This is a genomic window from Solimicrobium silvestre (assembly GCF_002976435.1).
GTDB lineage: Bacteria > Pseudomonadota > Gammaproteobacteria > Burkholderiales > Burkholderiaceae_D > Solimicrobium > Solimicrobium silvestre.
The window spans coordinates 51,593-75,421 of record NZ_PUGF01000019.1; the positions used below are offsets into that span (position 1 = coordinate 51,593).

Consider the following 23,829-nt stretch of genomic DNA (forward strand, 5'->3'; position numbering starts at 1 on the left):
TTCTGACTAAAACTACCCGCGCACGGCCTTGCATTCATTACGATGCAACACTTTTCCGGATTCGTCCAGCGTATCTAAATACACGTCGAATCCCCACAAGCGCGTGACATGTTTTAACACTTCATTAGTTTGCTGATTCAATGGCCGCCGTTGATATTGTGCGTGCCGTAATGTGAGCGAACGATTACCTTGCATATCAACCGACCAGACCTGAATATTCGGTTCACGATTACCTAAATTGTATTGACCGGCTAGCCGTTCACGTAAATATTTATAACCATTATCGTCATGAATGGCGGAAATTTCGAGCGTCTCCTGGCTGTCATCATCCAACACCGTAAAAAAGTGAAAATCACGGATCAACTTAGGTGATAAATATTGAAGAATGAAGCTTTCATCTTTAAAGTTACGCATCGCAAAATCTAACGTTTTTTGCCAATCCTGACCGGCAATATCGGGAAACCAATGACGATCTTCGTCAGTCGGATATTCACAAATACGGCGAATATCGCACATCATGGCAAAACCTAACGCATAAGGATTAATGCCATTAAAATGCGGGCTGGTAATGGGCGGTTGATAAACCACATTGGTATGGCTTTGCAAAAACTCCATCATAAAGCCCTCACCAACAATGCCTTCGTCAAACAGTTGATTCAAAATCGTGTAATGCCAAAAAGTAGCCCAGCCTTCATTCATAACTTGCGTTTGCCGTTGCGGATAAAAATACTGTGAAATTTTTCGTGTCACGCGCACAATTTCACGCTGCCAAGGTTCTAAGCGTGGCGAATATTTTTCAATAAAGTAAAGTAAATTTTCTTGCGGCTCAGGCGGCACCCGGCGAATCTCTTCACCGGCCACCGCTTGATCGCGACGCGGCACAGTGCGCCATAAATCATTGACCTGTGACTGCAAGTATTCTTCACGTTCACGTTGCCGCAAATGTTCTTTGGCTAAAGAAATTCGCGCTGGGCGTTTGTAACGATCTACGCCGTAATTTTGCAGAGCATGGCAAGAATCAAGCAGCATTTCAACCGCATCAATACCATAACGCTGCTCACAATCCGCGATGAAATTTTTGGCAAACAGCATGTAATCAATAATCGCATCGGCGTCAGTCCACGTGCGGAATAAATAATTACCTTTAAAAAAAGAATTGTGTCCATACGCAGCATGAGCAATTACCAGCGTTTGCATGGTTAAGCTATTTTCTTCCATCAGATACGCAATGCAGGGATTGGAATTAATCACAATTTCATACGCCAAGCCCATTTGACCGCGTTTATAGCTTTTTTCCGTCTTCAAAAAATGCTTGCCGAAGGACCAGTGGTAATACGAAATAGGCATGCCGACCGAAGCATAAGCATCCATCATCTGCTCTGCCGAAATGACTTCCAACTGATTTGGATAAGTATCTAAACCAAAATTTTTCGCCACACGTCTGACTTCAATGTCCACTTTCTCAAGCAATTCAAAGGTCCATTCAGACTGTTCTGGAAGACGATTTACATTCGGCTCGGGTTTTTCAGCGGCACTTTTTTTAGCAATTTTTTTATCTGTCATAATTTCGCATTCTGTTTCTTAAACAGATCCCGAAATACCGGATATATATCCGATGGGTCCTCAATTTTCCGCATGGCAAAATGAGAATGGTAGCTCGCTATTTGCTCGTATTCACGCCACAGATTCTGAGGCTCTCCATCGGTAATTTCTACGTAAGCGTAATATTGAACCAAGGGTAGAGTGGTATCCATCAAGAGTTGACGACAGGTGATGGAATCATTGTCCCAATTATCGCCATCCGACGCTTGCGCTACATACGCATTCCATTCCCCAGTTGGATAACGGTCACGCAAGATCGTATTTAACAAATTAATCGCAGACGAAACGACAGTACCACCCGATTCCCGTGAATTAAAAAATTCTTGCTCATCGACTTCCATGGCCGTGGTGTGGTGCCGGATAAAGACTAATTCAATTTTTTCGTAAGAGCGGGTTAAAAATAAATACAGCAAAATAAAAAATCGTTTAGCCGTATCTTTTTTAGCTTCATCCATTGATCCAGACACATCCAAAATGCAAAACATCACTGCTTGACTGGAAGGTTTAGGTACTTTGATCCGATTGCTGTAACGCAGATCAAACGTATCTAAAAATGGAATCGCTAATAATCGGGTACGCAAATGGGTGATTTCATGGCGCAATAAAAGTACGCGATCATCATCAACACTGACACCCTCATCCAACAAGGCGCGTAACTCTTGTTCAGCCAGTTTGATTCGTCGGCTTGATTTGCCACCGACCGCAATGCGCCGGCTCAACGCGCCGCGTAAAGAACGCAACACATGCAGGTTAGTCGTCGTGCCAGACATTTTGTAACCGGCACGTAATTGCTTGAAGTCGGTCGAAGCCGTCAGCTGGGTTTTCACCATGTTCGGCAACTCTAAATCTTCAAAAAAATAATTCATGAACTCTTCGCGGCTGACTTCAAAAACAAAGTCATCTTCGCTGGTTTCTTCGCTGTTACCAGCCTGCCCTTTGCCCGAGCCTGCGCCACCTTTAGGACGTTTGAATTGATCGCCTTTTAGATATTCTTTATTCCCCGGGCGAACGGTTTCCCAAACACCACCATGGTCATGGCCAAAGCTAGGCTCATTAACGTCTCTAACGGGAATCGATATTTTCTCACCACTTTCCACATTGGTGATAGAACGGCCTTTAACAGCACGTGTGACGGCCTCTTTGATCTGATCTTTGTAGCGACGCAAAAACCGCTCACGATTGACCGCCGATTTATTCTTTCCTTGAATTCGTCTGTCTATTAAGTGAACCAAGATAGCCTCCTGATTTTTTGCAAGTTAGGATTTACGCATTCAGCCTATAAGCATTGGATTGTGCCAGTGCAAACTCTGCCCAAATAACGGCTTTGCGTAAATCCCAGAATTATGAGGTTTTTCTCACTCGCAAATACCACTCGCATAAAAGACGAACCTGTTTCGCGGTATAACCTTTTGCCACCATCCGCTCAACAAATTCCTGGTGTTTATTCGCATCGTCAACACTGGCTTTCGCATTGAATGAAATGACCGGCAAAAGTTCTTCGGTGTTAGAGAACATTTTTTTCTCAATCACCGTGCGCAGTTTTTCGTAACTATTCCAGGTCGGATTTTTACCTGCATTTTGAGCTCGGGCGCGCAGCACAAAATTAACGATCTCATTCCTAAAGTCTTTGGGGTTAGAAATGCCGGCTGGCTTTTCAATTTTTTCCAAATCATTATTCAGTGCTTCCCTGTCAAAGCTTTCGCCCGTATCAGGGTCACGGAATTCCTGATCTTGAATCCAGAAGTCCGCGAAGGAAACATAACGATCGAAAATATTTTGGCCGTATTCAGAATAACTTTCCAGATACGCAGTTTGAATTTCTTTACCAATAAATTCGATGTAGCGTTGCGCTAAATATTCCTTGACGTAAGAGAAGTATTTTTGCTCCACTTCAGGCGCAAATTGTTCACGTTCAATTTGCTGTTCCAATACATAGAGCAAATGCACAGGGTTAGCCGCTACTTCTGTCGTATCAAAGTTAAATACTTTAGAAATTATTTTGAAAGCAAAGCGGGTGGATAAGCCATTCATCCCCTCATCAACGCCCGCGTAGTCGCTGTATTCCTGTTTGGATTTCGCTTTTGGATCGGTGTCTTTTAAATTTTCACCGTCGTACACCAGCATTTTGCTAAATATGCTGGAGTTTTCTGGCTCTTTTAAGCGTGACAAGACCGAAAATTGCGCCATCATTTTGAGTGTTCCCGGGGCACAAGGCGCTTGTGTCAAGGAAGAAGAGCGCACCAGTTTTTCGTAGATTTTTATCTCATCCGAAACACGCAGGCAATAAGGTACTTTGACGATATAAATACGGTCTAAAAACGCTTCGTTATTTCTATTATTTTTAAATGCCTTCCATTCCGATTCATTCGAGTGCGCCAAAATAACGCCCTCAAACGGAATCGCGCCAAAGCCTTCGGTTCCTTTGTAATTACCTTCCTGGGTAGCCGTCAGTAATGGGTGCAGCACTTTAATCGGTGCTTTAAACATTTCCACAAATTCCATCAAACCCTGGTTTGCCAAGCACAGCCCGCCAGAATAGCTGTAAGCGTCAGGATCATCTTGCGCATAGTCTTCCAGTTTGCGGATATCGACTTTACCGACCAAGGATGAAATATCCTGATTATTTTCATCGCCCGGTTCCGTTTTTGAAATAGCCACTTGCTTCAATACCGAAGGGTAGCGTTTCACTACGCGGAATTGATTAATATCGCCATTAAATTCGTGCAAGCGTTTTACGGCCCAAGGGCTAGGAATCGTGCGTAAATAACGGCGTGGGATACCAAAATCCTCTTCCAGAATTACCCCATCCTCTTCCTCATTAAACAATCCCAAAGGGGACTCATTAATTGGGGAGCCTTTAATCGCGTAAAACGGAATTTTTTCCATCAACGCTTTTAATTTTTCAGCAATAGAAGATTTACCGCCACCGACCGGGCCGAGTAAATATAAAATTTGTTTGCGTTCTTCCAAACCTTGCGCCGCATGACGGAAGTAGGACACAACTTGCTCAACGACTTCTTCCATTCCATAGAACTCGCGGAAGGCTGGATAAATTTTTATTATTTTATTTGCGAAGATGCGGGAGCGGCGTGGGTCATGGCGCGTATCAACTAATTCTGGCTCACCGATAGCGGCTAATAACCGTTCTGCGGCGGATGCAAAAGCTAATCGATCGCGTTTGCATAATTCCAGATATTCCTGCAAAGAATATTCTTCTTCCCGGGTACGTTCATAACGTGCTGCATAGTTATCGAAGATCTTCATGGTTGCGTCCTTTTAATACTCAGACATAACGACAATAAGCCAGATTCGCTGCGCGACTTTTCCCGTCGCTGATAATTTTGCAGCGACTATTTTCCGCCCGGCAATTTAATAATATACGCTTTGCTTATTTTGTTATAGATTAAATTGTTGAAATTCCCAAATTTTAAAGAGGGAATAGAGGCAGATTTATTGAGCTACTTTTATCATGGCAAATTAGCTAGCTATTTTACAAGTAATTGCTTCTACAATTGGGCACGGTAATGATGAATCGGTATCGGCGCACTCGCTGATTAAGCGCACCAAAATATGTTCAATTTTTTGCAGGTCATCCATTTTTTTACGTACTTGCGTTAACTTATCACTAGCTAACTGACGTACAGAACTTCGGGACGTTTGCTTCAAATGTTTCTGACTTGTAACTTCACTTCCCTGATCACTCTCTTGATCGTTTAATTGCAATAGACTAGCCACTTCATCAAGAGTGAAGCCTAATTCTTTGGCTCCCTTAATAAATCGTAACCGCTCCACAAATTGACTAGAATAGATTCTGACAGCACCAGAACTTGCTGCTGGAATAGACAATAATTGCCGGCGTTGATAATACCGAATTGTTTCAATACCAACCTCAGCTACTTTTGATAGTTGTCCGATAGTATAATTACATTTATGCATTACTTTTAGCCTATAAAACTCGTTGGGTTCTACTTTTACAATTTTTAGTTGTTATGACTGACGAGGGGTATTAGTATTCTAAGTCCGAAACTGGATTATTTTTATTAAAAAAAACCAAATTTCATGCCTATTTCTCAACAGTATTAGAATATGAAAAAAATATTTTCCAGCTACTTAAAACGAATTGCTTCGCCCGGATTTATCTCCGAAGGCTTTGCCATTACCGCAAGCTACTTAGCAATTTTAATTCTATTTCCTTTTGATATAAACACCAGTTCACAAGTATCGTTACATGTTCTCTATGTTTTTCCTCTCACACTCATTGCTCTGCATTGCTCCCGAAGTAACCTGGTAATAGGCGCAGCAGCGTTATCGATTACACTCCAGGCGATTGCCCTCTGGATGCCTAGCGAGGTTTCATTCACCATCAAAATTTACCTCTTTTTGATGATTGTATTATCGAACAGCACCTTCGTTTTGGTCGCCAGATTTGCCCGCACCAACATAATCGAAGCAGAACGTTTGTCCACCATTGATCCGCTGACTAAGCTATCTAATCGGCGCGCGCTTGAAATTGCCATTGATGCCGAAATTGTTCGTCAACGACGCTACGGTGGATATTTTTCCGTGGTACTTATCGACTTGGACGGATTCAAAGGTTTGAATGACTCGCTGGGGCACCATGCAGGTGATAGAGCGTTAATAATGCTTGCCGATATCTTGCGCGATCATACCCGCCAATCAGATACGATTTCCCGGATTGGTGGCGATGAATTCGTTATCCTTATGCCGAACACGCAAGCCGCGGATTGTGAAGCACTATGCCAAACTCTTTGCCACAAAATTACTCACAGCATGGCTGAAGTTTCTTTCCTCATTACTGCCAGTATCGGCTATACAACCATTGAACAAGCGCCTGAAATTTCAAAAGATGTGATCGCCATTGCAGATAGAGCGATGTATACGGCTAAGTCCAGCGGAAAAGGCCGGGTTGTGAGAGGTTATAGCTCCAGTTTTTAAGTTATTCCTCAACGAAAATTTACTTAGCTACTCTGTATGCCGTTGAAACGGCATACAAATAGACTAAAGCATGGAAGTACCTGAGAACGCGAAATTCACCTGATATTTCCCGGAATTACATAGCGTAATTCCGTTTTCAAATCAATTGTGACGCCGAAAAAATACACGGTTAATTTAGACATCACCAACACCTTCCGCCAGTTTTACCTCTGCCGGCGTTCAATCCCCATCGAAATTAAAATTCCCAAATAACAATTGACAAATTGATCAATTGCGAAGATGCTTTCGACTCCATTTCAATAGTAAATTAACCAAAGGAAGCGCGTTATGTCAGATTTGTCGAAGCGTGTCATTTTTGCTGCAACACTGTGTATGCCACTGATGGTGGGTAATGTTTGGGCAGCAGCCCTTCCCAAAGGCATTACTCAAGTAGCGACGGTGGAAGGTATTACCGAATATCGATTAGCAAACGGTCTCAAAGTGTTATTAATGCCGGATGCATCTAAGCCAACCGTCACGGTAAATATCACTTATTTAGTCGGCTCACGTCATGAAAATTATGGCGAAACCGGCATGGCGCATTTGCTGGAACACCTGCTGTTTAAAGGCACACCAAAAAACCCAAAAATCGACCTGGACTTTAATAAACGCGGCGTTCGCTTTAACGGAACAACGTCCTTAGATCGCACCAATTATTATGAATTATTTCAAGCTAGCGACGACAATTTAAAATGGGCGATACAGATGGAAGCGGATCGGATGGTCAACTCATTTATCGCTAAAAAAGATCTCGACAGTGAAATGACGGTCGTACGCAACGAATATGAAATGGGTGAAAATTCCCCTGCGAATGTACTCATCAAACGACTGCAAAGCACTGCCTATGAATGGCACAATTACGGCCACTCCACGATAGGTAACCGCAGCGATATTGAAAACGTAAAAATAGAAAACCTACAAGCGTTTTATCATCGGTATTACCAGCCGGATAATGCGGTGCTTTTAATATCAGGAAAGTTTGATACCAACCAGGCGCTAAACCTGATCTCTTCCTCATTTGGCGTCATCCCAAAACCAACGCGCAGTTTGCCGCAATTTTGGACAGTTGAGCCAACGCAAGACGGCGCGCGCAGTGTTGAAGTGCGTCGCAAAGGTGATATTCAGTACGTTATCGTAGGCTATAAAATCCCCGCCGCCTTAAATCCAGAAAATGATGCGGTTTCACTTGCGGCCCATATTCTGGCCGACGATCCCACTGGACGCTTGCATAAATCTTTGGTTGAAACCGGTAAAGCAGTACAAGTTTTCAGCTTCCCGATTGGTAGTTATGCTCCTGGTTTACAACTCATCGGCGTAGCAGTAAAAAAAGATGAGCCTATCGAACCCGTGCGCGATGCGTTATTAGCCGCGATAGAAAGCTTCGCAACAACACCGCCCACTAAAGAAGAACTGGAACGGGTAAAACGTAATTACCTCAATGATGCAGAAAAAACCTTATCAAACCCGGAATCTATCGGTTTGCAATTATCAGAAATTATGGCCTTGGGTGACTGGCGTTATTTCTTCCAAGAGCGCGATCAGTTGAATAGCATTAGTTCTGAACAAGTGGCTGCTGCCGCTGCCCGTTATTTCAAACGCGACAATCGTACGGTAGGTATGTTTATTCCTGAAGATAGTCCGCAGCGTGCAGAAATACCGGCAACTCCTAGCATTCAAGTTGCGATGCAAAGCTTTAAACCCGTTACCAAGGTTGACAACTCCGAAGTTTTTGATCCTTCGGAAGCCAACATTGACAAACGTACTTTGCATAGCAAAATCGGCGGATTGAATGTAGCGCTGTTGAGTAAGAAAAACAAAGGCGAAACAGTGTCCGTTGCGTTGAATTTACATTGGGGTGATGAAAAATCGTTGTTTGGTAAAAAAACCATTTCAACACTCACTAACGAAATGCTAATGCGCGGAAATAGTAAATATACTCGTGAACAATTGGATGACGAATTTGCGAAACTTAAAATTACCGGCAATCTGTTTCGCTTTGACACCACGCGTGAAAACTTATCCGCTGCGCTGAGTTTAGTTGCTCAAGTATTGAAAGAGCCGAATTTCCCTGAAACTGAATTTGAGCAGTTAAAAAAATTAAATTTAGCTGAATTGGAAATGCAGCGCAATGATCCGCAAGCCGTCGCGTCGCATGCACTGTCTCAGCATTTTAATAGTCATTACGCAAAAGGCGACTGGCGTGCGATAGCATCGCTAGACGAACAAATTGAACAGCTTAAAGCAGTCAAGCTGAGCGATTTAACAGCATTCCATAAAGCTTTTTATGGCGCATCACACGGAGAAATATCCATCGTCGGCGATCTCGATGTGGTGGCCACTAACAAAGCCATCCAACAAGGATTTGGTGATTGGGTGAGCCCGGCAGCCTATACCCGGATAGATAATATTTATGCGGATACAGCCGCAGTTGAACGGGAAATTAATACGCCTGATCAGGAAAACGGTTTTTATATGGCCAATCAAGCGCTCAATATGCGTGACGATGACCCAGCGTATCCTGCGCTGATAGTTGCAAACTACATCTTTGGCGGCGGTGCCGGATTTACCTCCAGAGTCATGGAGCGGATTCGTAAAAAAGACGGTTTATCTTATGGCGTCGGTTCATGGATAAGCGTGAATGCTTTTGATAATTCGGCGAGTTTTTCTTTATATGCACTATCAGCTCCGCAAAATTTAAACAAGGTAGCGCTGGCAATGAAAGAAGAATTGCATCGCGCATTGAAAGATGGCTTTACCGCAGAAGAATTAGCGAACGCTAAATCTGGACTAAAACAAGCTGCATTACAAAAACGTGCACAAGATGCACATGTCGCGTCAGATTGGAATAAATACTCGAAGGAAAATCGCACTTTTGCCTGGAGTCAGGCATTGGAAGACAAGATCAATGCGTTAACGGTGGCGCAAGTAAATGCCACCTTTACTAAAATGATCGACCCAACCAAATTGTCGGTTTTTACTGCCGGTGATGAAGCAAAAAAAGGTAATAAGAAATAAACTTGTTGAATAAAAAAACGGCTAACGGTTTTTGACGTTAGCCGTTTTTTTTTGACTGTTTTTTAACAGCAATTTCAAAAGTAACGCTTAATAACGCTCTAATCGGCACGCTCTTGAAATTGCCATTGATGCAGAAATTATTCGTCAACTATGCTACGGTGAATATTTTTCCGTGGTACTTATCGACTTGGACGAATTCAAAGTATTAACTTCAAACAGAGAATCAACAGAGAAAGATACCGGCACCGGTACTGATCGATCTCCATAGATTTTCTTTGCCATAGTGATGGCAGTCAGCGCCATTTCTTGCTGTTCCTGTCCGTGCACCAATTCATCATCCAATCAATGCTTCCTCAGATTTGCAATGGATGGCTGTAACGTCTTCATTACTTCCGTTCCAATGAAACTCTCTCAATCGTATTTGCAAATATGATCAATGAACAAAAAACAGGGATAAAAATGAATCCCTGTTTTTGATTGAAAATACCAATTAATTAAGGCGTTGAAGTTACTGAAGCAGTCCCGGATTTTCCACCGAACGTAGCTGTAATGACAGCATTACCAGCACTGATCCAATTAACTACTCCCTGAGATACTGTCACAACATTGTTTGCAGAAGAACTCCAAATGATCGGCTGAACAGCTTGCTCCTGTATGACTTGAGAAGTGCTGTCAGAGTAAGTAGCCGTTGCTGTGAGCGTTTGAGTGGAGGAAGGGGAAATACTAAACGATGAAGGAGAAATAGCAATGGAAGTTAACGTTGCGGAAGAAACTGTAAATGTAATACTGGTTGTAAATCCAGAAAATGATACGGAAACTACTGCGGTTCCCGGAGCTACTGGAGTTAGCACGCCTGTAGGACCAATGGTTGCTACACTACCAACTGAAGTATTACTTACAGGTAATGACAATATCATCGAACTACCGTCCGTATACAAAACGAGCGGAGTAAGTTGTATGACAGAACCTAAATACAGAGTTGTTGGAATGGAAGCCTGTGGCAAGTAACTGCTAGTGCCATAATTTTCCACAATAGAAATAGACGAAGGCGTTGCAGTGCTCACACTTATAGCCAAACTGCCAGTTATTCCATTGGCTAAAGCTGAAATAGTTGTGCTTCCAGATTGCGTTGACGTGACCATTCCTGTTGAACTAACTGTTGCGACCGTATTTGTTGAGGAACTCCAGATTGCAGATGGTAATTCCTGAGTAGACCCATCTGAATAATGTCCTTTAGCTAAAAACTGCTCAGTAAAAGTCAATGGAATACTTATTGAAGATGCTGTTACTGCGATTGATTGCAAAATTGCGGCTGTAATCGTCAGATGTACACTTCCAGAAACTCCGTTCGATGAACCAGTAACTCCATTCGATGAAGCAGTGATTACTGTGTTTCCTGGTAGCAATGTTGTTGCAAGACCTGTTGAGCTGATCGTCGCATTTGCAATTAAAGATGAACTCCAAGTTGGGGATTGAATAACTTGAGATGTCCCATCTGAGTATTGCCCTGTCGCTATAAATTGCACCGTTAATCCGGCAGCCACGCTTGAAGAACTGGATGTCACTGTAATTGACTGTAAAGTTGCGGCAGTTACCGTTAACGTTGTGCTGCCATTCATTCCATTTGCACTGGCAGTGATAGTAGAACTTCCCGCTTGAGTTGATGTTATTAGTCCTGTAGCGCTTATTGTTGCAACTGATGGCGCTGATGAATTCCAGCTTGGGGATTGAATAACTTGAGATGTTCCATCTGAGTAATTACCAGTAGCAGTATATTGCAGAGTTAATCCTGCAGCCATGCTCGACAAATTGGGCGTTACACTGATGCTCTGCAATGTTGGAGTTGCTGTTGCGTTTGATTGAGCCGGACTTGACGAGTTACTGGAACCTCCTCCTCCACACGCTGCCATCACAAATATAAAAAATAAAGTTAGACAACATTTTAAATTGAAAATTATCAATTTATTATTAATGTAATTTCTCATATTCATTCCCTTTTAATAGGTTGCCAAGTATTAAATTACCAAATTACTCACACTCCAATTTGATATGCATGTCCAGCACAATTTCTTTAACAACACCCAAATACTCCTCTTGGTAAAGGCCGACTTTATTATCGATTAATGCTTTCGCGACCGTAAAAGATGAGCCTGGGGCTTGGGCATTTTGATCAATATCTTTATAAATATCTAATTTATCGAGTTCATCACAATCTATGATATTTCCTCTTAATCTTAAATAAGATTGAAGATTAATTAAACTTCCAGATAAGTTCGGTTCGGTAGCGCACAGAAAATGATAATTATTGAGTGCCATCCGTAGAGGGTCTACTAACGCAATCAATTGTTGAACTCATCAGCTACGCGCCAGCGTTTTGCGCGCGTCGGGCATGAAAGTGCATTCCAGTTCGGTCGGAAATACAGCCGTCTGTTCGGGGAGCCGCAGCACCGCGACATCATGTGCATGAAAGAGGTTTAGGCGAATGACATTAGGTAAGATCGATGTCCCAATTAGATAGCCGTATTTACCAATGTCCGCTCTGGAGAAGTTGTTATGACCGTTTATGGGCACTTTGCGGGCAAACACTTCAAGAACATCAACGACTGCGACCTCGGTGGTTTACTTGCCAGTCACGATATGACGGACATTTAAGTTGGTCGGTGGTTTTTTATGCAAAAAAAGAGGGGGCGAACGGGTCACTTATTTGATGCGAATATACACTTGCCTATCAATCTTACCAATAGCATGTCTGAAGCTTCACTCCCCATTACCGCCATCATCAATACTCGGAAAGGTTCAATTTTGCGTCATGATCGTCAAAATACTTCATGGCAATGTTATTGATCGTTCCATCATTCATCATTTCATCAAGTGCATTAATAAACACTTTCGATTTTTCACGATAGTGTGATTTTTTGGCGATATAAAAATGATTGTCCAAATTGCGGAATAAAAGCCCTGATGTATCTACTTTACTGACACTATTAACTTTTTTCAGGAGGTAAAGTAAAGCCATCAAATTGCCGGTAATGACGTTTGCTCTGTCATGAATAAACATTGTCACCATCTGATCGTAGCTATTCGCTTTATCTTTATCTAGGCGGAGATCGGAATCGAAGGGATTTCCAAAGGTAGTGTTCACCAGCATGAGCACTGTTTTAGCTCGAACCAGATCATCGTAACTCTTTAGCGGAAAACCTACTTTACCCAATGCCACCAGTTTCGTTTGATCAGTGACGCCGCTGTCAATTGTGATCGCATCGACTTCCGGATTCGGGAACAAGATTGCCCCATCAGCTATGCCATTTTTTAGATCGTAGATTAGTCGCGCCTTGGGGACAATATTGATTTTGATCGGCACGCCCGTTAATTTGGATAGTGCGGTAAGGATGTCAAAGTGCAAGCCGGTTGGCGTACCGTTTTTGCTTTGAAAGCCCAAGGGTTCCGATTGAATAATATCGACCACCATCGGCAATGGCTGGGATAGAGCCAAATTTGAAGCGGTAACTAAAAGAATGGCAAAGGTAATTAATTTCATTTTGACTGATTCTTATTGGGACTACGCCCCCAATGCAGTCTAGGACATTCAAATTTACTAAGCAACCTCGCAACCGTACAAGCAAAATAGTGACTGAGCATCACTCATCAAACAAGGCGCTATCTATCATCTCATCCAGCAACTGTGTAAAAGCCAATGCCGCACTACTTTGATACGCATCTTTTCGGCGTAGTAACGCCACGGTACGATGCGGTAAGGCGGGGGTAAGATTAATATTGCGCAACAACTCGTTTTCACGGGTCAGCGCATCAGGCAGTATCGTAGCGATATTTCCTCTGCGGACAATTTCAACAATCGCATTAATCGTATTGGCTTCAATCACGATATTGGGGGAAATGCCTTGTTGTTGAAAATACGCGTCAACATAATTGCGTGTCGCAAAATTGGGCGTCAGCAGCGCCAGTAACTCTTGCTCTAATTCGTTGGCGGTAATCGGCGCTGAGCGTTGCGCAAATGGATGCTGTTTCCCCACCACGACACTGAGTTTTTCATCGAATAGAATGCGGCAATCTATCTCAGGTGATCGAACCTGACTAAATGCAATACCTAAGTCAACTTGGTCGTCGAGTAATGCTGTTTCAATCGTATCCAACGGCATCTCATTAATATGTAATCGAATACCCGGATGGCGGGTAGTGAATTCGGCTATCAAGGGGCCAACCAAGTAAGAGGTCAATGTCGGCGTCATTGCCAGACGTAGCGTGCCACGCGTTAAATCACCTACATCATGAATAGCGCGTTGACCCGCATCCAGTTCTCTTAACGCCTTACGGGCAAAATTAAGATAAGCCTCTCCTGCATCCGTAGCCCGCACCAGCCTTCCTGACCGATCTAATAGCTGCACGCCAAGTTGTTCCTCCAACTGCTTAATCTGTTGTGACAGCGTTGGTTGAGAGACATAAAGTGATTCTGCTGCCCGCGTGAAATTGCCATGTTCGACGACTGCTAGAAGATAGCGGATGTGGCGTAATATCATATGAATAACTATAGGTATTAATTATGGACTTTATTGTATATGAGTCTTGGACGCTATAATTAAAACGCATCATCATGGCGTCACTACTTCACAACACAAGGAGAAATGTCATGAAATCCATCGTCGAAGGCGTTTTAAAATTTCAACAAAATGCATTCCCGCAGTTATCGACGTTGTTCAAAGAACTTGCAACGACCCAAAATCCCACGGCTCTTTTTATAACCTGTTCCGACAGCCGGGTCGTACCAGAATTACTGACGCAACAAAACCCCGGCGATATCTTCGTCATCCGCAATGCAGGCAACATCGTTCCGTCGTATAGCTCTGAACCTGGCGGTGTAACAGCCACCGTTGAGTATGCCGTGGCGGTATTGGGCGTTACCGACATCGTTATCTGCGGACATTCTGATTGCGGTGCCATGACAGCTATTTCCAGTTGCAAATGCCTGGATCATTTACCGGCCGTCGCCAGTTGGTTGCGTCACGCGGACTCAGCTAAAGTCGTTAATGCATCCCGTACCCATATCTCCGATGCAGTTCGTCTTAGTTCGATGGTGCGAGAAAACGTCATCGCACAATTAGTGAATATCAAGACACATCCATCGGTCGCATTAGCCCTCGAGCAAGGTCGGCTTAATTTGCACGGATGGGTCTACGATATTGAAACCGGCTCCATTGTGGCGCTCGATGGTGAGACAAATCGTTTTGTTTCACTTGCCGAATTTCCACAAACCGTTGCCACCCATTCAAAACGCAGTGCCTTGGTCGCCTGACCATCTCCCCTTCTCTTTCTATTAAAGGAAAATATCATGCAACAATCTCATGCTTATCAAGATTCCCGACTCGCTCTTACTGCCAACGTCATTGCTGCCAAAGCACTCAAAGATCTTTCTTGGGAACAGCTGTCAGCCGATACCGGGCTCAGTATTGCTTATGTCACCGCAGCACTTTTAGGTCAGCATTCCTTACCTAAAGCGGCAGCCGAACTGGTTTGCGAACGCCTGGGTTTAGGTGCCGAATCCGCACGAGAATTACAAATGATTCCATTGCGGGGAAGTATTGCGAATGGCATCCCAACTGATCCAACTATTTATCGTTTTTATGAAATGATTCAAATCTACGGCACCACGTTAAAAGCGCTGGTTCATGAAAAATTTGGCGATGGGATCATTAGTGCGATTAACTTTAAATTGGACATTAAAAAAATAGACGACCCAGAAGGTGGATCACGAGCTGTCATCACATTAGACGGGAAATTTTTACCTAACAAGCCTTACTGAGTAAATGGGTAAGTAAATACGCCTGACCTGCACTTTTTGTGCGGGTCAGTATAATCCACAAAAAAACTCAAAGGTAGTAAGCGATGAAATCGGTAACTAACACCAGACTGCACCCCGGGCTAATCATACTGATGTCGCTAGCGACAGGTATCTCTGTCGCCAGTAACTACTATGTGCAGCCATTACTACATACCATTGCAGCATATTTTAGAATTACAAATAGCACAGCGGGATTAATAGTGACATCTGCCCAAATTGCTTTTGCCTTAGGGTTAATGCTATTGGTGCCACTGGCTGATTTGATAGAGCGGAAAAAGTTGATCGTCGTAATGACGTTGTTAGCAGGTGCCGGGATGCTGGTAACGGCAGCTGCCCCATCAATTATTTTCGTTTTCATCGGTACAACAGTAACTGGCATGTTTTCCGTGGTGGCACAAATTTTAGTCCCCTACGCAGCAACTTTGGCACAGCCTGAAGAGCGCGGCAAAATCGTTGGGCATATGATGAGCGGCTTGTTGCTCGGCATATTATTGGCACGAACCGTATCTGGATATTGCTCAACTTGGTTCGGATGGCAAAGCATATACTGGCTTGGCGCAGGCATGATGTTTATTACCGGAGCTGTATTAGGAAGGAATTTGCCGCGCTACCATTCTTCGATAAAAATAAGTTACCCATCTTTATTGAAGTCGACACTGACTTTATTCATTGATGAACGCGTATTACGCATTCGAGCTTTACTCGGTGCCATTATTTTTTGCATATTTAGTATTTTATGGACATCCATTTCATTTTTGTTGGCGAATGCTCCTTTTAACTATTCTGACGGAACCATCGGATTATTTGGGTTAGTTGGTGCAGCCGGTGCCTTAGCCGCATCACGCGTTGGAAAATTAATAGACTCTGGTAAAACCAATCTGGTCACTAGCCTGTGTATTGGGTTATTGCTGTTTTCATGGTTCCCGCTGGCTGTTTCTAAATCATCCTTGTTGGCATTGATTATTGGTATTCTGTTGCTCGATCTTGCGGTTCAAGCATTACATATAACCAATCTCAGCGTTCTGAATCATCTCAGCGCAGAATCTCGAAATCGCTTAACGTCTGGCTATATGACTTGCTATTTCGCGGGTGGAGCCTGCGGTTCGGTGCTTTCCACGGTCCTTTTTGACTATGCGGGCTGGTTAGCCGTTTCATTATGCGGCGTCACTCTTAGCCTGGTCGGCGTGATTGTTTGGTGGCTCAGCCAACGTGATAACTCAAGCTCAACGAGCACACCGGCACAGGGACATCATAAATAAAATAACAAGTAAAAATGGGGAGTTATCATAAAAACGTCAACCAGCAATAAAGGTGCTACTTTTTATTCAATTACCTAAAACAATGCTTGACTCCGTACTTGAGTACGGGCTTTAGCATAGTCCCAACTTCACTTCGGTACATCATCATGACTGAATCATCTTCCAGCTGCTGCGCTTCCAATAATGCCACCACAACTCAAGCAGTAACAGCCGGCTTGATCGACCCGGTCTGTGGAATGGACGTCGCCAAAGACTCCCCGCATCAGCAACGCTACCAAGGCATAAAATATTACTTTTGCAGTAATTCTTGCTTAAATAAGTTCGATGCCAATCCAACTGCTTACGTAAAAAAACGGGCTATTACAATTAAAGCCCCAACTACTGCCTCCAATCAGGCTGGATTAAAAGATCCGGTTTGCGGCATGTCGGTGGCATCCACATCTCAGCACAGTGTTTTATATCAAGACCAAACTTACTATTTTTGCTGCGCCGGTTGCGCCACTAAATTTAAAGCCAAGCCTGATTTTTACTTAAATCCCCCACCGCCAACTGAGCCGACAGCAGATCAAAAAAACAGTCTGTATAGCTGCCCTATGCATCCGGAAGTCGAGCAAATTGGCCCGGGAACCTGTCCGTTGTGCGGAATGGCGTTAGATCCGATGGAAGTAAGCAGCGAAATAGACAGCAGTGAATTGGACGACTTTACCCATCGGTTTAAATGGAGCCTAGTCTTCACCTTGCCCTTATTGATATTAACGATGGGTGACATGGTTTTTGGAATGACGTTTTCTCACCTTTTGGGACATAGCGTCTTTAATTATCTTCAGCTGCTACTAGCGAGCCCGGTTGTGCTGTGGATAGCAAAACCATTTTTTGAACGCGCAATCAATTCATTCCACAACCGTCACTTAAATATGTTTAGCTTAATTGGGCTAGGTGTCGCAACTGCTTATCTGTATAGCTTAGGCGTGCTGTTGTTCCCCGCTCTTCTGCCTGCCGAATTTAAAACGGGTGGCATGTTACCGCTCTATTTTGAGGCAGCTGCGGTCATCATTACTTTAGTTTTACTTGGCCAAATTTTAGAATTACGTGGCAGGGCACGAACTCAAAACGCGCTGCAAGCACTGCTGGCACTCACGCCCAATGTTGCCACCCGAGTTAATCCAGATGGTAGTGATGAACAAATAAATTTGGATCTGGTGATGCCGGATGATTTATTACGCGTAAAACCGGGTGCGCAAATTCCGGTAGATGGCGTGCTCACAGAGGGCGCGTCTTGGGTTGATGAAGCCATGTTGACTGGCGAAGCCATGCCGCAAGAAAAAACTCAGGGCAGCAAAGTTAGTGCGGGGACGATTAATCAAACCGGTAGTTTTGTCATGCAAGCGCAAAAAATTGGGCGCGACACACTGCTTGCCAACATCATTCTACTGGTTAATCAAGCCAGCCGTAGCCGTGCCAATATTCAACAATTAGCCGATAAAGTTGCGGGCTGGTTTGTGCCGTTTGTGATTGTTAGCGCTATCGCCAGCGCCACCGTGTGGTTGTTGTTCGGTGCGGGAATACCCTTCGCTTTAATGTGCGCCATTTCGGTATTACTGATCGCCTGCCCTTGCGCATTAGGTTTGGCAACGCCAATTTCAATTACCGTCGCGATTGGACGCGCCGCGTCTGCCGGGGTATTAATTAAAGAAGCCAATAGCATGGAACAGATGGCAAAAGTGACGACCTTGGTAATCGACAAAACCGGCACCCTCACCGAAGGAAAGCCACGTTTACAGCAAATTCAAACGTTTGCTGAATATAGTCGTGACGACGTATTACGCTATGCCGCTGCGTTGGAAAACGCGAGTGAACATCCATTAGCACGTGCCATTGTTAAAGCAGCCCAAGAAGATAAATTAACGCTGCCTGCGGTAATTGATTTTCAATCAGTAACTGGTTTAGGTGTGCGCGGTATTTGTGAAGGACGTAGCTTATTAATCGGCTCACCACAGTTTTTGCAGCAGGAAAAATTTGATCTCAGTCAGTTGCAAATTCAGCTTCAAACCCAACAAAACTTCAGCGTAGTTTGTATCGCCATAGATGGACATTTAGCGGCTGCATTTTACTTAGCTGATACATTAAAAGAAAACACCCAACAAATTCTGCAAGAGCTGCGCCAGGCTGGTTTAGAAATCATATTACTCACCGGCGACAATCTCGGTAGTGCGGCAACGATTGCCGAGCAATGCGGCATCAACACTGTACATGCAGGGCTTTTACCCGCCGACAAACATCGGCATGTTGAAGCATTACAAAAACAAGGAAAGTTGGTCGCCATGGCAGGCGATGGCATTAATGATGCACCGGCATTAAGCCAAGCGAATGTCGGCATTGCGATGGGTAATGGCAGTGATATCGCCATGCAAAGTGCCGATATTATTTTACTCAAAGGTGATTTGCGCGGCATATTGCGAGCACGCCAACTCAGTTTGTCCACCATTAAAAACATCCGGCAAAACTTGTTCTTCGCCTTCATTTATAACTTCGCCGGAGTCCCAGTTGCCGCGGGACTGTTGTACCCGTGGTTTGGTTTGTTACTTAGCCCAATGATCGCGGCTGCCGCAATGAGCTTAAGTTCAGTCACGGTGATTAGTAATGCGCTTCGGTTAGGGTGGATTAAGCTGTAAATTCAGAGCCAAAAAAATTAATCTTTATTTACAGCTTTGCTGCAGCATAAATCAACTGTTCTTTCCCCACTGATTTAATACCGGAGCACGCTTATCTTCACTTTACACGCCGACGAAACCTGGCAACGCGTCAAATCATGATGTCAATTCGAGGCGAAGCACAGGCTTGGTACCCCAAAGAAACGACAGTACTTGTTCATAGCCGCTTCGTCGTCAACCAAGCCGAGACAATGATTGATGCCGCCGTTTCGGGCGCAGGGTTAGCGCGCCCCCCTGTCTTACCAAGTAGCCGACGAAATAAAAACAGGTAAGCTGGTTCGCGTCCTCAAGCAGTTCGCGCCTGACCCAATTCCGGTGAGCTTGGTTTATACCGGCCGTAAACATATGCCAATGCGAACGCGTGCTTTCCTCGATATCGCCACTGAAACACTCAAACACGTGGATGGAATTCAACGCCGCAAGAGGATAGAGCCGTCAATACAAACCGCTAAACCGACAAAGAATAACCGCGAATAATTGTAGCCAAACATGACAATTAAAAAGCCAGCTGCCAGTTGCAGTGGAATGCGACCATCTATTGTGGGGCAAGACAGCCAACTCAGGATAAATCGCAGACTGCCTGTTGTAAATTCCATTACAGTCATAGAAGAAAAAGTTGCTAATTATAAATTTTTAAATTATTGTCTATAACCTCGCGAAGGCTGGAATGGGAAGGATAGCAACCATTCAGAATGGCTTGGTGAAGGCGCGCTAACTGCGCAGAGCCTTCGGTCGAAGTTCCGAATAAATTATTTCATCTATGAAGAAAATCGCAATTCAACATTGATCTTAAGCTACTTTTTGTGATTATCCCCTTGATGTTTTTCCGCTAAAAAGGTTATTAAATGAATGTCTCAATCTTTAGAACATTTTGCTCTGTATTAATTTGCGGGGCCTTGTCTGCTTGTGTAATTCCAGCTCAAATCGAAACGAACAAAGCAGCAAGTTATACCGATGAACCTAAGCGAATTTTTGTAATTACCGACATAGGGAGTGAGTGGGGGAAAGACTTTGCGAATGGGTTCCAACAAAAAATGACATCGATTGCAAAGGTATGTGGCGCAGACAGTCAATTCCTCTTTGTTTCTGGCTTAGAACTCGATTCAGTCAAACCAGACGCTCAAATGCAAGCCTTTCATCCAGATACCTTATTATCGATAAAAAGGGTAGGCTATATACTGGACCCAACTGGTAAAGTCGTGGTGACCCAAAATTATGACGTCAGATTGTTGGACGTCAAAACAAATAAAACAGTATGGCGAGCAAATATGAAATTTTCTGGTACAAATGGTGAAATGATCAGTTCACTCATGTATTCTAAGTCTGAGCGTGGTGAATCACTCGCCATGGATATGACGAATAGAATGAAGGACGATAAAATTTTCCGCTCCTGCTCAAAATACGCATCTCTTAAAGACACTCCAGCTTCAATACCCGCTCAATCAACGGCACCAACTGCAACTTTTCAGCCTGCTGTACCAATTGCAACCATCACTCCCACCATTCAACAATCAGCGGCAAATGATTCAAATGTTGAAAGTAGCATTGATCTCCCTGACGGATGGGCTACAGCAAGATTATCAGATGCTCTAAAAGCAAAACATTTTACTTTTCACGCTACAAATCAGGGCAATGGCGCAACCTTATTAATTTCAAGTAAAAAACGTGCCGATGTAGCAGATATACAAAAATATGCTGAAATCCAACGAAATGCTCAAATGAATTCCGTAGTAGATGGAAAACAGTCAGAAATTGAAATGCTCAAAATGAATGATTTATCAGCTTGGCGATTCACTGTTCAAGGAGTAGGTAAAGCAAGTGGGAAGGATCTAACCTGGCTAATTACGGTAATAGAAAACGGCAATAAAATCTCGATACTAACTGTTGGCGCCCCGACTGATCATTTTTCAGATAACCGTGATGCATTCAACAAACTCGCCTACTTAGTTCATTAATAATTCAGCGTGCACTTGGCAATCACACTTGCAGCACGATTAAAAGTGTACAAAATTTTTAAAATTTATTAGAACCTAAGGGATTTCATGAGGAAAATTAATTTGTTTACCTTGATGCTATCTTTACTGCTATTCCCTATCATTTCCTCTGCACAGAGCTCATTTGAAAATGAGTTGAAAAAAGTTAGCAATGGGAAAAAACAAAAATTATTTATTGAGAAAATCGCCCAGCAAGCGAAGGAAAAGGACACCGCATCAATATTGGCAGAAATGGATCCATCTACTCTCAAAGCAGCCGGCGAAGCCAATATTGTCCATGAGCTTGAAACAAAAGTTTTTCCTTTTTTTGCGCCCTACATCAAGCTTAACAATTATGACCAAATAACGAATGCCACACTTCCAGATGGACGTTCCGGTCTCTGGCACTACACATACATTACGAGCGCGGAAGAAAAAATGCTGCCGTTTCGGATTGCTGTCATTGACACTGGCGATGGGCCAAAGATACTTGATATCGTAGTCAATGAGTGCGTTAAAGGACGGCATCCCATCTGCAAATAAATCCATACTCTGAAAGAAGCAATGGCATTGAAAAACACGGATTGAATGACTCAGGCCATGAACAGGACAGTCACAAATGAATGCAATTAGCAGTATTAAATGTTTGATTAGTGGAATCCAAATGCACCTCACGCCTCGAACACAGCTTGCCCAATATGGATCTTAATAATAAAAACGTTTGGCTAGTACTGGCTGGGATAAGCGCTTTTCTAGGTGGCCTATTGCATATTGCCTCGCTCATTGGCGGATCGGAGTGGTTTGCATTTTTGGGAGCGCCGACTTGGGCGATTGAATCAGTTAGGAACGGTACGTGGATTGCTCCAGTTGGCGGCTTGATAATCACAGGTTTAATGTGGTTATGCAGTATTTACGCATTTTCTGGTGCAGGCTTTCTACCCAAAGTGCCGTTGCTACGAACAGGGCTATTTTCTATTGCATGCGTTTGCATTCTTCGCGGTTTAATTCTGGTGCCGTTTGTGATTTTTAACCCCAATTTATTTATTCCGCGAGGAACATTTAACATTATTGCTTCGCTAATATGGCTCGCCATAGGAATGGCATTTGCCCTTGGGGTGCAGGGATTGCTCGTAGCGCCAGAGCGATTTGCCGTTCAAAAAGAAAAAAACAATTATCTGTTTTTGTCAGGGCTAGTTGCTATATTGGGCGGTCTACTTCACGTAGCTGCTATTTTCGGCGGGCCAACTTGGTACTCATTTATTGGGGCACCTGACGGTCTCGCTCAAATGGCTAGACTCGGCCTACTCTATCCTGTCGTTGCATGCCTGGTGATCGCGGCATTTTTGTTTCTATGCGCAAGTTACGCGTTTTCAGCCATCGGACTTATCCGTCGTTTACCGTTTCTACGAACTGGACTTACATTGATCGCAATTGGTCTTATCTGTCGGGGCATTGGATTTATTCCACTCATGATCGTTCGTCCAAGTTTATTTGCCGGCGTTTGTAACTGCGTGGGAGTAGATTCTTTACTGATTATCACTTCCGCAGTCTGTCTTGCAACAGGCACGGGATATGCAATTGGTACGAAAAAATCGTGGGGACGGCTTGAAAAGTAGGCGGATTCAACCGGTCGATGCAACAGATTGATAAAAAATTTCAGCCTAGTGTGGTTACATAATTGCATAACCACACTATTGATCGCTCACTGGTGTTCCGTCGTTAATTTGAGATTGACCAGCCCTGCCTCGAAGTAACCCCCAACCATTTTCTCCATATCGACAAAAAATGACTACTTAGCATATTTCCAAAAACGTCCCTTGCCCTCCACGATCCAAGCCATTGCCTCCTCAATGCGCTTGTCGCGGGTTGCCTCAGTCTTCGCTTCGCCAATCCAGACGTTGTACTCCTTTTGAAAAGATGCCGATTTGCTCTCGAAAATCTTTATGATCTTCGGATTGGCCTGGAGTTTTTCGGCGAATGCCGCAGGTATTTCGACATCTTTGGGAGTCTTAGATTCTCGTGCCGGGAGTTTCACGCCTTGCTCATTGAGCGCCATAGATTCCTTAATCCAAGATTTAAGCTCTCGGTCTGGCGGTAAATCAGCAACGTTAGTCAGCTTGCCCATAAAACGTTTCGCGGCGGAGATACCAGCATTGGCCTTGAGACGCGCATCGCCCATCAGTGAGTCCTTATAGAACGTGAAAGAGCAGTGCTTCTTGTAAGCGGCGAAAATACACATCATGTCGCCTTTGTAGTCGAAATGCGGATTTCCCCATTTGACCTCCTCGATCACCTCGGGGCACGTTGCATGGATGAGCGCGCGCAGGTGAACGAGAATGGGTTTAGCAAAGTCTTCGACCGTTTCGGTATAGGCATCAACCTTGGGATTATATTTTGGCGTAGGCATCGGATGGGGCCTT

20 protein-coding genes are annotated in these 23,829 nt (G+C 43.8%); 10 read left to right on the plus strand and 10 right to left on the minus strand.

Going from position 1 to position 23,829, the window contains the following annotated elements:
* Positions 1–12: 12 nt before the first annotated feature.
* The 4 genes from S2091_RS17665 to S2091_RS17680 form a co-directional block, all read right to left on the minus strand.
* Positions 13–1,563: a SpoVR family protein gene (locus S2091_RS17665; RefSeq protein ID WP_105533280.1), complete on the minus strand. Its 1,551-nt coding sequence runs from the start codon at positions 1,561–1,563 to the stop codon at positions 13–15.
* Complete coding sequence (locus S2091_RS17670) at positions 1,560–2,834, minus strand: YeaH/YhbH family protein (RefSeq protein ID WP_105533281.1); 1,275 nt, start codon at positions 2,832–2,834, stop codon at positions 1,560–1,562. Before S2091_RS17670 ends, S2091_RS17665 begins: the two co-directional genes overlap by 4 nt.
* Positions 2,835–2,943: 109 nt before the next feature.
* Positions 2,944–4,866, minus strand: a complete 1,923-nt coding sequence (locus tag S2091_RS17675; RefSeq protein ID WP_105533282.1) for a PrkA family serine protein kinase — start codon at positions 4,864–4,866, stop codon at positions 2,944–2,946.
* A gap of 213 nt (positions 4,867–5,079) precedes the next feature.
* The gene (locus S2091_RS17680; protein ID WP_105533283.1) at positions 5,080–5,538 is read right to left on the minus strand and encodes a MerR family transcriptional regulator; all 459 of its coding nucleotides are present in this window, start codon (positions 5,536–5,538) and stop codon (positions 5,080–5,082) included.
* A 150-nt stretch (positions 5,539–5,688) separates the two neighbouring features.
* Between S2091_RS17680 and S2091_RS17685 the strand changes: the two genes are divergently transcribed.
* Together S2091_RS17685 and S2091_RS17690 are read left to right on the plus strand one after the other, a co-directional pair.
* Entirely contained in the window at positions 5,689–6,558 is an 870-nt protein-coding gene (locus S2091_RS17685; protein ID WP_105533284.1) for a GGDEF domain-containing protein, read from the plus strand.
* A 327-nt stretch (positions 6,559–6,885) separates the two neighbouring features.
* Positions 6,886–9,612, plus strand: coding sequence for a M16 family metallopeptidase (locus S2091_RS17690; protein ID WP_105533285.1), 2,727 nt, complete (start codon positions 6,886–6,888; stop codon positions 9,610–9,612).
* Between the two features lie 494 nt (positions 9,613–10,106).
* On the opposite strand, the gene S2091_RS17700 is transcribed toward S2091_RS17690, so the two are convergent.
* From S2091_RS17700 to cynR, 4 genes are all read right to left on the minus strand, one after another.
* Complete coding sequence (locus S2091_RS17700) at positions 10,107–11,597, minus strand: Ig-like domain-containing protein (RefSeq protein ID WP_165795023.1); 1,491 nt, start codon at positions 11,595–11,597, stop codon at positions 10,107–10,109.
* 43 nt (positions 11,598–11,640) lie between these two features.
* Complete coding sequence (locus tag S2091_RS17705; protein WP_105533288.1) at positions 11,641–11,928, minus strand: hypothetical protein; 288 nt, start codon at positions 11,926–11,928, stop codon at positions 11,641–11,643.
* Between the two features lie 463 nt (positions 11,929–12,391).
* Positions 12,392–13,150, minus strand: a complete 759-nt coding sequence (locus tag S2091_RS17715) for a substrate-binding periplasmic protein (RefSeq protein WP_105533289.1) — start codon at positions 13,148–13,150, stop codon at positions 12,392–12,394.
* Positions 13,151–13,250: 100 nt separating this feature from the next.
* On the minus strand, positions 13,251–14,147 hold the full coding sequence (cynR, locus tag S2091_RS17720) for a transcriptional regulator CynR (RefSeq protein ID WP_105533290.1): 897 nt from the start codon (positions 14,145–14,147) through the stop codon (positions 13,251–13,253).
* Between the two features lie 110 nt (positions 14,148–14,257).
* Between cynR and S2091_RS17725 the strand changes: the two genes are divergently transcribed.
* The 5 genes from S2091_RS17725 to S2091_RS24090 all read left to right on the plus strand — a co-directional run bounded on the left by S2091_RS17725 (position 14,258) and on the right by S2091_RS24090 (position 19,708).
* The gene (locus S2091_RS17725; protein WP_105533291.1) at positions 14,258–14,920 is read left to right on the plus strand and encodes a carbonic anhydrase; all 663 of its coding nucleotides are present in this window, start codon (positions 14,258–14,260) and stop codon (positions 14,918–14,920) included.
* Positions 14,921–14,956: 36 nt separating this feature from the next.
* Complete coding sequence (cynS, locus tag S2091_RS17730; RefSeq protein WP_105533292.1) at positions 14,957–15,427, plus strand: cyanase; 471 nt, start codon at positions 14,957–14,959, stop codon at positions 15,425–15,427.
* 83 nt (positions 15,428–15,510) lie between these two features.
* Positions 15,511–16,725: an MFS transporter gene (locus S2091_RS17735; protein ID WP_105533293.1), complete on the plus strand. Its 1,215-nt coding sequence runs from the start codon at positions 15,511–15,513 to the stop codon at positions 16,723–16,725.
* Between the two features lie 146 nt (positions 16,726–16,871).
* Positions 16,872–19,397 (plus strand): heavy metal translocating P-type ATPase, encoded by a 2,526-nt coding sequence (locus tag S2091_RS17740; RefSeq protein WP_105533294.1) that lies wholly within the window; start codon positions 16,872–16,874, stop codon positions 19,395–19,397.
* Positions 19,398–19,534: 137 nt separating this feature from the next.
* The gene (locus S2091_RS24090; protein WP_165795024.1) at positions 19,535–19,708 is read left to right on the plus strand and encodes a hypothetical protein; all 174 of its coding nucleotides are present in this window, start codon (positions 19,535–19,537) and stop codon (positions 19,706–19,708) included.
* Between the two features lie 138 nt (positions 19,709–19,846).
* Here S2091_RS24090 and S2091_RS17745 read toward each other — a convergent pair whose 3' ends face one another.
* Positions 19,847–20,032, minus strand: a complete 186-nt coding sequence (locus S2091_RS17745; RefSeq protein WP_133166938.1) for a hypothetical protein — start codon at positions 20,030–20,032, stop codon at positions 19,847–19,849.
* A gap of 249 nt (positions 20,033–20,281) precedes the next feature.
* On the opposite strand from S2091_RS17745, the gene S2091_RS17750 reads away from it, so the two are divergent.
* The 3 genes from S2091_RS17750 to S2091_RS17760 all read left to right on the plus strand — a co-directional run bounded on the left by S2091_RS17750 (position 20,282) and on the right by S2091_RS17760 (position 23,025).
* Complete coding sequence (locus S2091_RS17750; RefSeq protein WP_133166939.1) at positions 20,282–21,391, plus strand: hypothetical protein; 1,110 nt, start codon at positions 20,282–20,284, stop codon at positions 21,389–21,391.
* An 87-nt stretch (positions 21,392–21,478) separates the two neighbouring features.
* Complete coding sequence (locus S2091_RS17755) at positions 21,479–21,952, plus strand: hypothetical protein (RefSeq protein WP_133166940.1); 474 nt, start codon at positions 21,479–21,481, stop codon at positions 21,950–21,952.
* 155 nt (positions 21,953–22,107) lie between these two features.
* On the plus strand, positions 22,108–23,025 hold the full coding sequence (locus tag S2091_RS17760; protein ID WP_105533298.1) for a hypothetical protein: 918 nt from the start codon (positions 22,108–22,110) through the stop codon (positions 23,023–23,025).
* 173 nt (positions 23,026–23,198) lie between these two features.
* Here the strand turns inward: S2091_RS17760 and S2091_RS17765 are convergent, their stop codons facing one another.
* Positions 23,199–23,816: a YdeI/OmpD-associated family protein gene (locus tag S2091_RS17765; protein ID WP_105533299.1), complete on the minus strand. Its 618-nt coding sequence runs from the start codon at positions 23,814–23,816 to the stop codon at positions 23,199–23,201.
* Positions 23,817–23,829 lie beyond the last annotated feature (13 nt).

Excerpts from the sequence above, each read along its gene's own strand:
- S2091_RS17755 (WP_133166940.1), top strand. The coding sequence starts at position 21,479 with ATGAGGAAAATTAATTTGTTTACCTTGATGCTATCTTTACTGCTATTC.
- S2091_RS17740 (WP_105533294.1), top strand. The coding sequence starts at position 16,872 with ATGACTGAATCATCTTCCAGCTGCTGCGCTTCCAATAATGCCACCACA.
- S2091_RS17745 (WP_133166938.1), bottom strand. The coding sequence starts at position 20,032 with ATGGAATTTACAACAGGCAGTCTGCGATTTATCCTGAGTTGGCTGTCT.
- cynR (WP_105533290.1), bottom strand. The coding sequence starts at position 14,147 with ATGATATTACGCCACATCCGCTATCTTCTAGCAGTCGTCGAACATGGC.
- S2091_RS17685 (WP_105533284.1), top strand. The coding sequence starts at position 5,689 with ATGAAAAAAATATTTTCCAGCTACTTAAAACGAATTGCTTCGCCCGGA.
- S2091_RS17715 (WP_105533289.1), bottom strand. The coding sequence starts at position 13,150 with ATGAAATTAATTACCTTTGCCATTCTTTTAGTTACCGCTTCAAATTTG.
- S2091_RS24090 (WP_165795024.1), top strand. The coding sequence starts at position 19,535 with ATGATGTCAATTCGAGGCGAAGCACAGGCTTGGTACCCCAAAGAAACG.
- S2091_RS17680 (WP_105533283.1), bottom strand. The coding sequence starts at position 5,538 with ATGCATAAATGTAATTATACTATCGGACAACTATCAAAAGTAGCTGAG.
- cynS (WP_105533292.1), top strand. The coding sequence starts at position 14,957 with ATGCAACAATCTCATGCTTATCAAGATTCCCGACTCGCTCTTACTGCC.
- S2091_RS17765 (WP_105533299.1), bottom strand. The coding sequence starts at position 23,816 with ATGCCTACGCCAAAATATAATCCCAAGGTTGATGCCTATACCGAAACG.
- S2091_RS17690 (WP_105533285.1), top strand. The coding sequence starts at position 6,886 with ATGTCAGATTTGTCGAAGCGTGTCATTTTTGCTGCAACACTGTGTATG.
- S2091_RS17750 (WP_133166939.1), top strand. The coding sequence starts at position 20,282 with ATGAATGTCTCAATCTTTAGAACATTTTGCTCTGTATTAATTTGCGGG.
- S2091_RS17725 (WP_105533291.1), top strand. The coding sequence starts at position 14,258 with ATGAAATCCATCGTCGAAGGCGTTTTAAAATTTCAACAAAATGCATTC.
- S2091_RS17700 (WP_165795023.1), bottom strand. The coding sequence starts at position 11,597 with ATGAGAAATTACATTAATAATAAATTGATAATTTTCAATTTAAAATGT.
- S2091_RS17705 (WP_105533288.1), bottom strand. The coding sequence starts at position 11,928 with ATGGCACTCAATAATTATCATTTTCTGTGCGCTACCGAACCGAACTTA.
- S2091_RS17675 (WP_105533282.1), bottom strand. The coding sequence starts at position 4,866 with ATGAAGATCTTCGATAACTATGCAGCACGTTATGAACGTACCCGGGAA.
- S2091_RS17665 (WP_105533280.1), bottom strand. The coding sequence starts at position 1,563 with ATGACAGATAAAAAAATTGCTAAAAAAAGTGCCGCTGAAAAACCCGAG.
- S2091_RS17735 (WP_105533293.1), top strand. The coding sequence starts at position 15,511 with ATGAAATCGGTAACTAACACCAGACTGCACCCCGGGCTAATCATACTG.
- S2091_RS17760 (WP_105533298.1), top strand. The coding sequence starts at position 22,108 with ATGGATCTTAATAATAAAAACGTTTGGCTAGTACTGGCTGGGATAAGC.